This is a genomic window from Bacillus sp. L_1B0_5, from assembly GCF_000836715.1.
Lineage (GTDB): Bacteria > Bacillota > Bacilli > Bacillales > Bacillaceae_G > Bacillus_A > Bacillus_A thuringiensis_S.
In genome coordinates, this window is the sequence record NZ_JXIS01000040.1 from 69,202 (window position 1) to 82,649 (window position 13,448).

Sequence of the window (13,448 nt, forward strand, 5' to 3'; positions counted from 1 at the left end):
TCCAGAGGCCCTTTATTATCTTACATTTCATAAGCAATGAACTTGCCATTTTCATACAACGATTTACATATTATTTTACCATTCTGAATTTTCTAAGTAAATAAAACTACCCTATATTTTTTGCACATAAAAAAAGGTTACCAAATCGGCAACCTCCTCTTCTTACATTACATAAATTCAGCAACAAGCTCATCAAACATTTTCTGATCCATATTTAAATCAGATTTCACTAAAGGCTCTTCACTATAGCCTTTAACAAGTTCTTGATATGATGGTTGCTTAGTATTTTGATAAATTAAACCTGTTACTAATCCGTTATTTTCCATTAACGTTTGCATAGCCATCATGCGATTAGACGGATCATATCCCTCTACTGTACTTAGTTTCGTTAAATTCTCTTTAAACCAATCGTAAGTATTTACTTTATTGTAAGTAACACATGGGCTGAATACGTTAATTAATGAAAATCCTTTATGGTTAATACCAGCTTCAATAATTTGTGTTAATTCTTTTAAATCACTTGAAAAGCTTTGCGCCACAAATGTTGCACCAGCTGTTAAAGCCATTTCCATAACATTTAGTGACGGTTCAATTGAACCTTGTGGTGTACTTTTCGTTTTAAATCCAGCTTCACTACGTGGTGAAGTTTGCCCTTTTGTTAATCCGTAAATTTGGTTATCCATTACGATGTACGTAATGTCGATATTACGACGAATAGAATGGATTGTATGTCCCATACCGATTGCAAATCCATCACCGTCACCACCTGATGCGATAACTGTTAAATCACGATTTGCCATTTTCACACCTTGTGCAATTGGAAGGGCACGACCATGAATACTATGCAAACCATACGAATTAATATAACCTGAAATACGACCTGAACAGCCGATACCAGAAATAACAGCAAGTTCATCTGGGTTTAAGCCAACGTTAGCTGCCGCACGTTGAATTGCAGCTTGCACCGAGAAGTCTCCGCAACCTGGGCACCAGTTTGGTTTTACACTGTTACGAAAGTCCTTAAATGTTGCCATTTAGTACAACCCCTTTTTTGCATTCGTTGTAAATCTCTTTTGGCAAGAATGGGTTTCCATCATATTTTAAAAGACTAGAAATTTTCTCACCATTACCAAGATTCATTTTCATAATGTTAGCAAGCTGACCTGTTGCATTGTTTTCTACAACTACAACGCGCTTCGCATTTTTCACAAGTGGATCGATTTCAGCTGTAGGGAACGGGTGAATTAAGCGCACATGAGCATGGTTTACTTTCATACCCTCTTGTTCTAAACGCTCCATTGCCTCTTCGATCGCACCACGAGTTGAATTAAATCCAACAAGCAATACGTCTGCTTCGTCATGCTTAACATTTTTATAAACAGGGGTATTAAACTTCAAGTTATCCATTTTACGGAAACGTTTGTCCATTTGATCTTTACGGTTTATTGCTGATTCAGAAGGTTTACCCATTTCATCATGTTCTACACCTGTAACATGGTGAATACCATTTTTCATACCAGGTAAAACACGTGGTGAAACGCCATCTTCTGTTACTTCATAACGCTTGAAGTATGCTTTATTCTCACGTTCTGGTATTTCTATGTCTAAATCAAGCTTACCACGGCGAATTTCCACTTTATCTAACTTAAGTGGTTCTACAGTTTGTTTCCCTAAAGAAAGCTGTAAATCTGTTAAGAAGATAACAGGAACTTGATATTCTTCAGCTAAGTTAAACGCTTCTACAATATCATAGAAAGCTTCTTCAACTGTACTTGGTGCCATTACGATTTTTGGAATCTCACCATGCGTACCGTAAATCATCGCCATTAAATCAGACTGCTCTTGTTTCGTTGGTAATCCCGTACTTGGACCACCGCGTTGTGTATCAACAATTACTAATGGTGTTTCTGTAATACCCGCTAAACCAATCGCTTCCATCATTAAAGACAGACCAGGACCAGCAGACGCTGTTAATGTACGAACACCAGCATAGTTTGCACCGATTGCCATTGTACAAGCTGCGATTTCATCCTCAGTTTGGATTACTGTTCCGCCGACTTTCGGTAATTTTTTAATTAAGTATTCCATAATTTCTGATGCAGGTGTGATTGGGTATGCTGACATAAAACGAGCACCACCAGCTACCGCACCAAATGCGATTGCATCGTTTCCAATCATAAACATGCGTTTTTTACCATCAGCTTTTTCAAGCTGCATCATGTTTACTTTCTCACCTAGTAATTCTTTCATATATTGAGAGCCGCGTTTAATTGCGTCCATATTCTTTTGAACGACTTGCTCTCCTTTACGACCAAAGATTTCTTCAACAACATCTAAATAAGCTGTTTCGTCTAATCCTAATACCGCACTTGATGCTCCAACAGCAACCATGTTTTTCATTAATGATGTGCCTAATTCTGAAGCAATATCTGTAAACGGTATCACATATAGATTTACATCTGTATTATCAGGTATTGTTGGATTAAATTTCGCATCCGCAACTACAATTCCACCTGGACGTAGTTCGTGGAAGTTAAAATCAATTGTTTCTTGGTCAAAAGCAATTAAAATATCTAAATCATCTGAGATCGCTCGTACTTCTGTTGTACTTACACGAATTTTATTATTTGTATGGCCGCCTTTTATACGTGATGAGAAGTGGCGGTAACCGTATAGGTAATATCCTAATCGGTTTAATGCAATACAGAAGATTTCTCCTGTACTTTCAATTCCTTCACCTTGTTGGCCTCCAACTTTCCATGAAAGTTGACTAATCATCTCCTACACCCCTTTTGGCTGCATTCATTGTAGTGTATTTTTTTACAGTAATAGTTTAGCATTTTTTATGCAAATAAACTACAACGGACGCAAATTATGCCTCTTCTGATTTCCCTGAATCTTTAGTATAAAGCTATTTTGTTTTTCATTCTAGTATTAGGTCTTAAAAAAATCAATAATATCAAATGAATTTATTTTAATTTTTCTGAATCTTTAAAACAAAAACTCAAAAACTTATATGTTCAACAAAATTATCGTATAAAAATCGTTCGACCATAGATGCATCATAGTGTTTGTAAAGCTCATTAACTACATTTTCATACTCTCTATATGCAGTTAAATCTACAACCGTCTCCAAAATCCCATCAAAGTCTGAACCAAAGCCTATATTCTTTTCTCCACCTAAGGAACAAATATATTCAATATGTCTTACTATATCTGTTATATTCGCCTGTCTTTCGCTCGTTAAAAATTGCGGTACAAAAGTAACTCCAATCACGCTATTTTTCTTTATGAGTGCTCTAATTTGTTCATCATTTAAATTACGTGGATGTTGACAAAATTTATAGCAATTTGAATGAGATGCAATTGGGTTTTTAGCAATTTCTATAACATCCCAAAAGCTTCTTTCATTCAAGTGAGACACGTCAGTCCATAAATGTAACATATTCAGTTCTTGTACAATATGTTTCCCAAAGGTTGTTAAACCCGCTCCACGCGTCTCTAGCGCACCGTCAGCTAATAAATTGGCATAGTTCCATGTCAGCCCAAAGGAACGCACTCCCAATCGATAAAACAGCCGTAATTTCATTGCATCCTTTCCAATTGCTTCGCAACCTTCTAATGTTAACAGCGCTCCAATCTCGTCCTGTTTTAACATGTTAATATCATCTTTTGTCTGAATAAACTTCACACCCGGTAATGATAAAATTTCATTATAAAAAATATCTACCATTTGTAATGCCACTTCAAATCGTTTTTCATATAGCACCGTTTCTGGCACATATATAGCAAAACATTGTATACTCCCTTTTCTTTTCTTTAATTGTTCAAATGTAATATGTAATTGCGGATCGTTTTTAAAATCCTTTTTCCCCTGTGCACTCCATAACTGAAAGAGTACATCACAATGAGCATCAAAAATTTTCATTTCCATTCCTCCATTATAAAAACAACCTGTTTGCATACTGCAAACAGGTTGTTTAAACTTAACGAGGTTCTACAATTAATTTTATTGCTGTACGCTCTTCGCCATCAATCATAATATCTGTAAACGCTGGGATACAAATCAGGTCCAAACCACTAGGCGCTACAAATCCTCTTGCGATTGCTACTGCCTTTACCGCTTGGTTCAATGCACCTGCACCAATAGCTTGAATTTCTGCTGTTCCGCGTTCGCGAATAACACCTGCAAGTGCACCAGCTACAGAATTAGGGACCGACGTTGCTTTAACTTTTAATATTTCCATTCCGCGTTTCCTCCTCGTTTCTTTAAAAAGTATTAGCAATTATTTCACTTTAACTTATATTCACGAGGAATGGCGCGTATTCCTGCTAAATTTTCGTAATTTTTCTAAAAAATTAAAATATAATAACTTATCTAAAATTTAACGTTGATTTACTCAAAAAATGGTTGATCGTCATTAATTAAAATGCGCTCAATTTTCTTTGCTTTTCCTGTATTTGGATCCACATCAATTAACACTGCACTTAATTGCGTTCTACCACTTGTTACTTCAAATCGTACCGGTAAGTTCGTTAAAAACTTCTTCAATACCGCTTCTCGGTCCATACCTAATATTCCATCATATGGCCCTGTCATCCCAACATCTGTAATATATGCCGTTCCGCTTGGTAAAATACGGTTATCCGCTGTAGGGACATGCGTATGCGTACCTACTACTGCTGTAGCACGTCCATCTACATACCAACCTAGCGCTTGTTTTTCACTTGTAGTCTCCGCATGGAAATCAACAAAGATAATATTCGTACGTTTTTTCGCAATATTAATTAATTCATCCACTTTACGGAATGGACAATCAATCGGAGGAAGGAAAGTACGTCCTTGTAAGTTAATGACTGCAACTTCTTTTCCATTACAGTTCACAAAGATAAGTCCTTTTCCTGGAGTTCCTTCTGGGAAGTTAGCTGGTCTTGCAAGATATTTTGCATCATCGATGAATTCAAATACTTCACGATTATCCCAAGCATGGTTTCCAAGTGTAACTGCTTGCGCCCCACACTCTAAAAAGTTTCGATATATTTTTTCTGTAATCCCACGGCCACCTGCTGCGTTTTCTCCATTAATGATTGTTACTGTAGGTGTATATTTTTTCTTTAATGCCGGTACGTATTGTTGAATCATACCTCTACCAGGAGATCCTACTACATCCCCAACAAATAATATTCTCATATGTCTTACCCTTTCTATGTACTGCATTTTTTATTGCTATAGCATTAAGGAAATTCCTTATAATATGTTTATTATAAGTTTGTTTCACTTTTACGCTATATAACTAACTGTCTTTATTTTATCCAATTCCAACACAAAAAAATAAAGTGGTGTTTCACCACTTTATTTTGCGTATTCCACTGCACGTGTTTCACGAATAACAGTTACTTTAATATGTCCTGGATAATCCAGTTCATTTTCAATACGTTTTCGGATATCACGAGCTAAACGATGAGCTTCTAAATCATCGATTGTATCTGGTTTTACCAAAATACGAACTTCACGTCCTGCTTGAATTGCAAATGATTTTTCAACGCCTTCATAAGACTCTGAAATCTCTTCTAACTTTTCAAGACGACGAATGTAGTTTTCAAGCGTTTCACTACGAGCTCCCGGTCTTGCAGCTGATAAAGCATCTGCTGCTGCAACTAAAACTGCAATGATAGAAGTTGGTTCTGTGTCACCATGGTGAGATGCGATACTGTTTATAACTACAGGATGCTCTTTATATTTCGTTGCGAGTTCAACACCAATTTCAACGTGGCTACCTTCTACTTCATGGTCAATCGCTTTTCCGATATCATGTAATAGACCAGCACGTCTTGCTAGTTTTTCATCCTCGCCAAGTTCTGCTGCCATAAGTCCAGTTAAATATGCAACTTCCATAGAGTGTTTTAAGACGTTTTGTCCATAACTTGTACGGTATTTTAAACGACCTAAAATTTTAATTAAATCTGGGTGTAATCCGTGAACACCCACTTCAAACGTTGTTTGCTCTCCGACTTCGCGAATATACTCGTCCACTTCACGTCTTGATTTTTCGACCATCTCTTCAATACGCGCTGGGTGAATACGTCCGTCCTGTACTAGTTTATCAAGAGCGATACGAGCTGTTTCACGACGAATTGGATCGAATCCAGAAAGGATTACCGCCTCTGGTGTATCATCGATAATTAAGTCAATACCCGTTAACGTTTCTAACGTACGAATATTACGACCTTCACGCCCGATAATACGTCCCTTCATTTCGTCATTTGGAAGATTTACAACCGAAACGGTTGTTTCAGCAACATGATCAGCTGCACATCTTTGCATTGCAAGAGATAAAATCTCTTTTGCTTTCTTATCCGCTTCTTCTTTCGCGCGAACTTCACTTTCTTTTACCATAACAGCGATTTCATGAGAAACTTCATTTTCTACTTTACCAAGAATAATTGCTTTCGCTTGTTCGCGTGTCAGATTGGAAATGCGCTCTAATTCTGTTTGTTGCTTTTGAACTAACTCTCCCACTTTGCTTTCCAACTCTTCAATCTGTTGTTGTCTCGCTACAAGAGAATCCTCTTTCTTCTCTAACTGCTGCTCGCGTTTATCGAGCGTTTCGTCTTTACGATCAAGGTTCTCTTCTTTTTGCATTAAACGATTTTCTTGTTTTTGTAATTCGCTTCTACGGTCACGAATTTCTAATTCAGCTTCTGTACGAAGTGTATGAATTTCATCCTTTGCTTCTAAAAGCGCTTCTTTCTTAAGTGCTTCAGCCTCACGATTCGCTTCGTCTAGAATACGTTTCGCTTCATTAGCCGCACCATTAATCTTCGCTTCAGCAATAGACTTTCGAACAAAAAAGCCAACAACTGCACCGACTGTTGTTGCAAGCAAAATGGAGATGAGTATCCAAACTGTACTACTCATGATTTCACCTCCCCTTGCTATGAATGAAAAAAGACTGTCGGCATGTACATTAAATTACAATATACAGCAAAGACCGTCGTCCCGCTTTTTTAAGGGACTTTCTTCATTTCACAATTAAAATGTCATATTATTATTTCGGTAAGTTTTAAACCTTACTCCGAATATTACTTCTCTTCTTGAGAAGAGTATATCGTATATAAGAAAAAATATACATTCTCATTGTATCTATCGTAATTTTCATTGTCAAGCGTTGTCTACTTTTACTTTCTTTACCTTCAGTCCTGAATGTTATCTGAATTTGAAAAATTGATAGCATATTATCCTGGAAAACCTTAGTAAATACCATTTTATTCCCTTAAAACGCATGAATATTCCTCTTTACACATCCCATTTGAGTCAAAAAAATATTTTAGCCACTACGATAAATACCCCTTTAATAGAAGGTAAAAAAATAAAAGACACGGGACCCGTGTCTTTTATTTTTTAATCTTGAAGAGTTGAATCTTCCGTGTCTTCCACACCAGAATCTTCACCAATTCCGTGATGATCACGAACAAAGAAGGCAATTTCCTCTCTTAAGTCCGTATTCTCTTTTAAGAATTGCTTCGAATTTTCACGACCTTGTCCTAAACGTTCTTCATTATAAGAATACCAAGCACCGCTCTTTTGAACGATATCAAGCTCAGAAGCCATATCCAAGATTTCACCTTCTCTTGAAATACCTTCTCCGTACATAATATCAACTTCAGCAACACGGAATGGTGGCGCTACTTTATTTTTCACTACTTTTACTTTTGTTTTATTACCAACGATGTCGTTACCTTGCTTTAATTGCTCCGCACGACGCACTTCAAGACGGACAGTTGAATAGAATTTCAACGCACGACCACCTGGAGTTGTTTCTGGGTTCCCAAACATAACCCCAACTTTTTCACGAATTTGGTTAATAAAGATTGCAATTGTTTTTGATTTGTTGATTGCTCCTGAAAGCTTACGAAGTGCTTGTGACATTAAACGTGCTTGTAAACCTACGTGTGAGTCACCCATGTCGCCTTCAATCTCTGCTTTCGGTACAAGAGCTGCTACAGAGTCAATTACGATAATGTCAACCGCACCACTTCGTACAAGTGCTTCTGCGATTTCTAATCCTTGCTCCCCTGTATCAGGCTGTGATAATAGTAATTCATCTATGTTAACGCCTAATTTTTGTGCATATACAGGATCCATTGCGTGCTCCGCATCGATGAATGCTGCTTGTCCACCTTGACGTTGTACTTCTGCAATTGCATGTAATGAAACTGTCGTTTTACCTGAACTTTCAGGTCCGTAAATTTCGATAATACGGCCACGTGGGTATCCGCCTACCCCTAGCGCCACATCAAGTGCTAAAGAACCACTTGAAATTGTAGAAATTCTACGTTCCGCTTGTTCTCCTAATTTCATAATTGAACCTTTACCGAATTGCTTCTCTATTTGTTTTAACGCCATATCTAATGCCGCTTGACGATCACTCATTCAAAATTCCTCCTTAACTGAATTGCTAATCTTATTATACCTATTTTCAATTCAATTTGCCAACAAAAATCGAACATTTATTCGTTTTTTTATTTTCCATCACACAAATACGGAATTTAACTATAAAAAAAGCTAGAAGAAACTTATATCTCTTCTAGCTTTTTATATAAATGATAAAATCCATATTTTGCTGATCGTTCTCTAATTTGTTGACGACTTCCACTTAAATTAAGAGGAAAGACTGCAGTTTGTTCACCATTAATCGCTAATCCAACAAATACTGTTCCTGGCTCTTTCTGTTCTGAAGCATCTGGCCCTGCTACCCCAGTGAAACTAATTCCGATATCCGCTTTTAATAAATCCTTAACATTTTCAGCAAGATAACGAGCACATTTTTTACTAACTGCACCATCAGTATGCAACACTTCTTCAGGCACACGTAAAACATGTTGCTTCACATCATTATGATAACAAATGACACCGCCCTTAAATACAGAAGAAACACCAGCATTTTCAGTTACTTGATTTCCAAAAAGACCACCTGTTAAACTTTCTGCACATGCTAAAGTTAACCCTTTTCTCTTCAATAACTCGATTGCCTTATAATGCAAAAATTCTTGGTCATATCCGTAGAAAAATTCTCCTACTCTTTCTAAAATCAAATCTTCCACATGTTGAATTAGTTTCTCCGCTTCGCTAACATTTTGATGCTTAGCGGTTAAACGTAATGTCACTTCTCCATCATTTGCTAGCGGGGCAATTGTTGGGTTTGTTTGTCCATCAATTAAATCTTGAACTTTCACCTCTAATTGGGACTCCCCAATACCGAAGAAACGAAGCACACGAGAATAAATGTTTTCTCCTGTTGTAAAATTACGTAAAAAAGGCTCTACGTAACTTACATACATTGGTTTCATTTCTTTTGGCGGCCCTGGTAATAAAATATAAACTTTTCCGTTCTTATTTACCCCCATACCCGGCGCCATACCGTGGTCATTTGCAAATACTGTTGCTCCATTTAAAACGAGCGCTTGCTTTTTATTATTCTCCGTAAATTCACGGCCTGTACGCTTAAAGTAATTACTTATTAAGGCTAATGCCTTTTCATCATACACAAGCTTTTCATCTAAACTAGCCGCTATCGTTTCTTTCGTTAAATCATCTTTTGTCGGTCCTAATCCACCTGTAAAAATAAGTATATCAGCACGTTCTTCCGCAGCTTCAATCGCCTTTTGCAGTCGCTTATTATTATCACCAACAACAGTATGATAGTAAACGTTAATTCCAATTGAAGCCAACTTTTCAGATAAAAACTGGGCATTTGTATTTGCAATTTGTCCAAGTAATAATTCAGTTCCAACCGCAATAATCTCAGCATTCATCCCAATTCCCCCATAAACTTCTATTTTGAGTTTACAAAAGCAGCTCTATTCTTCCAGAAATAATCCCATCCTGAAATAACAGTAAAGATTAATGCAATCCATATGAAGATATCAGCAACTGGAATATGGATTAAATTTAAAGGTACATCGTGTAATAAATATGCTGCAATCGCAATAATTTGTGTCCATGTCTTAATTTTCCCTAGCTGATTTGCCGCAACTACTTCCCCTGTTCCAGCAAGTACAAGACGTAAACCTGTTACAGCAAACTCACGACTGATAATTACAATAACAATCCAAGCCGGTACATATTGCATCTCTACCAATGTAATAAGTGCTGCCGAAACAAGTAATTTATCAGCTAATGGGTCAAGAAACTTCCCTAAATTCGTTACAAGATTATACTTTCTTGCGTAATGTCCATCAATCCAATCTGTAGCTGAAGCAATGATAAAGATAAGTGCCCCTACTAAATGTTGAATTGGCAAATCAACATCACCAATTTTGTATGAACCCCAATCAAAGGGCGCTAACATAATTACCATAAAAATTGGAATTAAGAAGATTCTAGATATTGTAATTTTATTTGGTAAATTCACAGCTATTCCTCCATCATATCAAAAACATTTGTTCATTGAAAAAAGTCATCGAAGCGATGACTGTTATTGTGCAGGTTGCTCTATCCCTTGGTTTTTTATCACCAATCTTTGGTGAAGTTCTTTTTCTGGGTCTAATGGGAAAGCAACCACTTGGCCATTCAGTTTAACTTCAACATTCGTTGCATTTCCAATATTAAGTCGTACTTCTTTTAATGTTGATACATCACGTTTTTCTGTTTGACCACCTTGTACTGTAGTGTTTAAAATTTCGTTACCCGCATCATCTTTAACATCTACATAGCTTGTACCCTTCGCTATGATTTCCAATTCTAACGTTTTATTATTATGAATTTCCAAAGTAGATACCTTACCAGTTGTTCCAACTACTTTCACTTCTTGCTGTCCCGTTGGTGGTGCTGGTTGCTCTTCTTTCTTTGGTTCTTCTTTCTTTGGTTCCTCTTTTTTTGGCTCTTCCGCTTTCGCTTCATCTTTCTTCGTATCTAACGGAGAATCTTTCGCTTTTTGAACTTCAATTTTCTCACTTTGAGCACTCGGAACTTTTTCATCATCTTTTCCAGTTAACGCTTGAAACACAAACCAGATTACCACTCCAACTGCAATTACTAACAGCGCAACTAAGATTTTCGGCATGTGATCTGCAACTGGCCATGATGAAGATTTTTGCATTGTTTCTTGTGTCTTTTGTCCCGTTGATACTTGTGGAACTTCACGCTTTTCAGATTGTGGTATCGTACTCTGATGTTCTACAAGTAGTTCCTCACCATTTAATCCAACCGCATCTGCGTATTGTTTAATGAATGCACGCGCATAAAAAGCTCCTGGCAATACAGCATAATTGCCTTCTTCAATTGCCACTAGATGGCGTTTTTGAATTTTTGTAATCTCATGCAGCTGATCAATAGACAAGCCTTTCGCTTCTCTTGCTTCTTTCAGCTTTTGTCCCAATTCCGTCACTACTAACACCTCAATATTTCTTTAAAAGTCAAACATAGAGAAATTATTTTGCGTACCTTGCTCAATTTCATCTACTAAATTATATTGAATTTCTTCATCATAATCGTTACGCAACTCGATAATATAATCAAAATCATCCAATGTGTATTCTGACTGACTCACAAATACATCAGGATGTTCCACAACTTTCGTTGCAGGCAATCTCATAATTTCACGAACGAGCTGCCAATGTCTTTCGTTGGCACGCTTCGTTGACACAATTCCATCTAGGATGAAAATATTGTCATCGCTATACTCATCTTCAATTAATTGACTACGAACAGTTTGCTTAATAAGAGTAGATGATACAAATAACCACCTTTTATTTGCACAAACACTTGCAGCAACAATGGATTCTGTTTTTCCGACACGAGGCATTCCGCGTATCCCAATTAGTTTATGGCCTTCTTTTTTCATAATTTCTGCCATAAAGTCTACCAGTAAGCCTAATTCATCACGCACAAATCGAAATGTTTTCTTATCATCTGCATCTCGTTGTATGTACCTACCATGCCTAACCGCTAGCTTATCTCTTAGCTTGGGCGGACGATATTTCGTTACCGTTATGTTATCCATCGTATTTAAAATTGATTCAAGTCTAGAGATTTGCTCTTGATTATCACACATAAGAAGTAACCCACGTCGTGCATTATCTACACCATTAATTGTGACAATATTAATGCCGAGCATACCGATTAACGAAGAAACGTCACCAAGCAAGCCAGGTCGGTTTTTATGTATTTCATATTCAAAATACCATTCAATCATCCAAGATCACTCCCCTTGCTTACTTTACACCTACGTACTATATTATATGATTTCACCTTAATAGGGAAGCTAAATGTATAATCTATCCTGTGTAATTATTATACAAAAAAAGTAGAGAGGAGAATCTCCTCTCTACTTTTACTTATGTTGTACAAACTTAACCATTAAGTTTGCAATTGTATGTTGCTCCTGTTCATCAGCAACTTTCCAAAGCTCAGCTAATAATTTCTCTTGGTCATTGCGTCCTTCTACTTCATTAGCAAGGTAGTCGCCAACACGAAATGCCATATCTGATACTGCACCGCCATCTAAACCTTTTCCTTGCGCTTGCTCTAAACGATCTCCTAAAAAGCTCTTCCATTGATCAAAATTTTCTAATACTGACATAATTAAGCACCTCACTATTGAGTAATAAAATCATGCTTAATTTGTGCAACTGTTCATTTTTTATGTAAGAAATTTTTAGCAGTGCCAACCGCCATTCACTCCGATGATTTGTCCAGTTATGTAAGATGCTCCTGGTGATACGAGGAATGAAACTGTTTTCGCTACCTCTTCTGGTAACCCTATTCTACCTAATGGTATATCTTCAGCGATTCCCATTTTATCTTCTTCAGAAAAAACACTTAACATTTCCGTTTCAATTGCTCCTGGTGCTACTGCATTCACACGTAATCCACTTAAAGAAACTTCTTTCGCTAGAGCTTTCACATATGAATTTTGCGCCCCTTTTACCATTGAATAAAGCACTTCACAAGAAGCCCCTATTTGTCCCCATATAGATGAAACAATTACAATATTACCGCTTCTCCTCCCGATCATAGGCGGAAGTGCCATTGAAAGTAATTTATATACGTTCTTCACTTGAAGTTCTACCATATAATTCAATTCATCGTTTGTTACATCTGTTACTAGTCCAAAAATACTCTTCCCAGCTGCGTATACGATAACATCAATAGGATGTTCAATTTGCCCCCACAATCGCTCTGCTCCATCACTAGAAGCCAAATTCGCTTGAACAGGGATAACTTCCCCCCATGCTTTCTGCAATTCCAATACCTTTCCTTCACTGTTATTGTAATGAACATAAACTGTATATCCATCTTGAATTAATTGTTTCGAAATAGCAGAGCCAATCCCTCCGCTCCCTCCAGTTACTAACGCATACTTTTTCATAAATTCCCTCTCTTATCTCTACAAGTTCAATTTTCACACAACTAAATAATACCCTCACCTTACAATTTTTCAATG

General features: G+C 37.0%; 13 protein-coding genes. All 13 read right to left on the reverse strand.

Going from position 1 to position 13,448, the window contains the following annotated elements; translation table 11 throughout:
* Positions 1-167: 167 nt before the first annotated feature.
* On the reverse strand, positions 168-1,034 hold the full coding sequence (locus RT27_RS12985) for a 2-oxoacid:ferredoxin oxidoreductase subunit beta (RefSeq protein WP_029443104.1): 867 nt from the start codon (positions 1,032-1,034) through the stop codon (positions 168-170).
* Positions 1,021-2,778 (reverse strand): 2-oxoacid:acceptor oxidoreductase subunit alpha, encoded by a 1,758-nt coding sequence (locus RT27_RS12990; RefSeq protein ID WP_029443105.1) that lies wholly within the window; start codon positions 2,776-2,778, stop codon positions 1,021-1,023. The genes RT27_RS12985 and RT27_RS12990 overlap by 14 nt, the downstream gene beginning before the upstream one ends.
* A 226-nt stretch (positions 2,779-3,004) precedes the next feature.
* Complete coding sequence (locus RT27_RS12995) at positions 3,005-3,964, reverse strand: dipeptidase (RefSeq protein ID WP_140163812.1); 960 nt, start codon at positions 3,962-3,964, stop codon at positions 3,005-3,007.
* A gap of 22 nt (positions 3,965-3,986) precedes the next feature.
* Positions 3,987-4,247 (reverse strand): stage V sporulation protein SpoVS, encoded by a 261-nt coding sequence (gene spoVS / locus RT27_RS13000; RefSeq protein ID WP_000404341.1) that lies wholly within the window; start codon positions 4,245-4,247, stop codon positions 3,987-3,989.
* A gap of 149 nt (positions 4,248-4,396) precedes the next feature.
* Complete coding sequence (locus RT27_RS13005; RefSeq protein WP_029443107.1) at positions 4,397-5,191, reverse strand: TIGR00282 family metallophosphoesterase; 795 nt, start codon at positions 5,189-5,191, stop codon at positions 4,397-4,399.
* Between the two features lie 162 nt (positions 5,192-5,353).
* Positions 5,354-6,919: a ribonuclease Y gene (gene rny, locus RT27_RS13010; RefSeq protein WP_000099769.1), complete on the reverse strand. Its 1,566-nt coding sequence runs from the start codon at positions 6,917-6,919 to the stop codon at positions 5,354-5,356.
* A gap of 483 nt (positions 6,920-7,402) precedes the next feature.
* Positions 7,403-8,434 carry a recombinase RecA gene (gene recA, locus RT27_RS13020; RefSeq protein ID WP_001283854.1) on the reverse strand — a complete coding sequence of 344 codons (1,032 nt, stop codon included), beginning with the start codon at positions 8,432-8,434 and terminating at the stop codon, positions 7,403-7,405.
* 143 nt (positions 8,435-8,577) lie between these two features.
* A complete protein-coding gene (locus RT27_RS13025) occupies positions 8,578-9,816 on the reverse strand; it encodes a competence/damage-inducible protein A (RefSeq protein ID WP_043936381.1) in 1,239 nt (412 codons plus the stop codon).
* 20 nt (positions 9,817-9,836) lie between these two features.
* The gene (pgsA, locus tag RT27_RS13030) at positions 9,837-10,415 is read right to left on the reverse strand and encodes a CDP-diacylglycerol--glycerol-3-phosphate 3-phosphatidyltransferase (RefSeq protein WP_001052967.1); all 579 of its coding nucleotides are present in this window, start codon (positions 10,413-10,415) and stop codon (positions 9,837-9,839) included.
* A 63-nt stretch (positions 10,416-10,478) separates the two neighbouring features.
* On the reverse strand, positions 10,479-11,390 hold the full coding sequence (locus RT27_RS13035; protein ID WP_043936382.1) for a helix-turn-helix domain-containing protein: 912 nt from the start codon (positions 11,388-11,390) through the stop codon (positions 10,479-10,481).
* A 21-nt stretch (positions 11,391-11,411) separates the two neighbouring features.
* The gene (locus RT27_RS13040) at positions 11,412-12,197 is read right to left on the reverse strand and encodes a DUF3388 domain-containing protein (RefSeq protein WP_000574107.1); all 786 of its coding nucleotides are present in this window, start codon (positions 12,195-12,197) and stop codon (positions 11,412-11,414) included.
* Between the two features lie 138 nt (positions 12,198-12,335).
* The gene (locus RT27_RS13045; protein ID WP_000114504.1) at positions 12,336-12,584 is read right to left on the reverse strand and encodes a DUF3243 domain-containing protein; all 249 of its coding nucleotides are present in this window, start codon (positions 12,582-12,584) and stop codon (positions 12,336-12,338) included.
* A 75-nt stretch (positions 12,585-12,659) separates the two neighbouring features.
* Positions 12,660-13,373 (reverse strand): SDR family oxidoreductase, encoded by a 714-nt coding sequence (locus RT27_RS13050; protein WP_043936383.1) that lies wholly within the window; start codon positions 13,371-13,373, stop codon positions 12,660-12,662.
* Positions 13,374-13,448: the final 75 nt, after the last annotated feature.

Bases quoted from the DNA above. Each gene is read 5' to 3' on its own strand.
- RT27_RS12985 (WP_029443104.1), bottom strand. From the start codon at position 1,034: ATGGCAACATTTAAGGACTTTCGTAACAGTGTAAAACCAAACTGGTGC.
- RT27_RS13045 (WP_000114504.1), bottom strand. From the start codon at position 12,584: ATGTCAGTATTAGAAAATTTTGATCAATGGAAGAGCTTTTTAGGAGAT.
- spoVS (WP_000404341.1), bottom strand. From the start codon at position 4,247: ATGGAAATATTAAAAGTTAAAGCAACGTCGGTCCCTAATTCTGTAGCT.
- RT27_RS13040 (WP_000574107.1), bottom strand. From the start codon at position 12,197: ATGATTGAATGGTATTTTGAATATGAAATACATAAAAACCGACCTGGC.
- rny (WP_000099769.1), bottom strand. From the start codon at position 6,919: ATGAGTAGTACAGTTTGGATACTCATCTCCATTTTGCTTGCAACAACA.
- RT27_RS13005 (WP_029443107.1), bottom strand. From the start codon at position 5,191: ATGAGAATATTATTTGTTGGGGATGTAGTAGGATCTCCTGGTAGAGGT.
- RT27_RS13050 (WP_043936383.1), bottom strand. From the start codon at position 13,373: ATGAAAAAGTATGCGTTAGTAACTGGAGGGAGCGGAGGGATTGGCTCT.
- RT27_RS13025 (WP_043936381.1), bottom strand. From the start codon at position 9,816: ATGAATGCTGAGATTATTGCGGTTGGAACTGAATTATTACTTGGACAA.
- RT27_RS12995 (WP_140163812.1), bottom strand. From the start codon at position 3,964: ATGCAAACAGGTTGTTTTTATAATGGAGGAATGGAAATGAAAATTTTT.
- RT27_RS12990 (WP_029443105.1), bottom strand. From the start codon at position 2,778: ATGATTAGTCAACTTTCATGGAAAGTTGGAGGCCAACAAGGTGAAGGA.
- recA (WP_001283854.1), bottom strand. From the start codon at position 8,434: ATGAGTGATCGTCAAGCGGCATTAGATATGGCGTTAAAACAAATAGAG.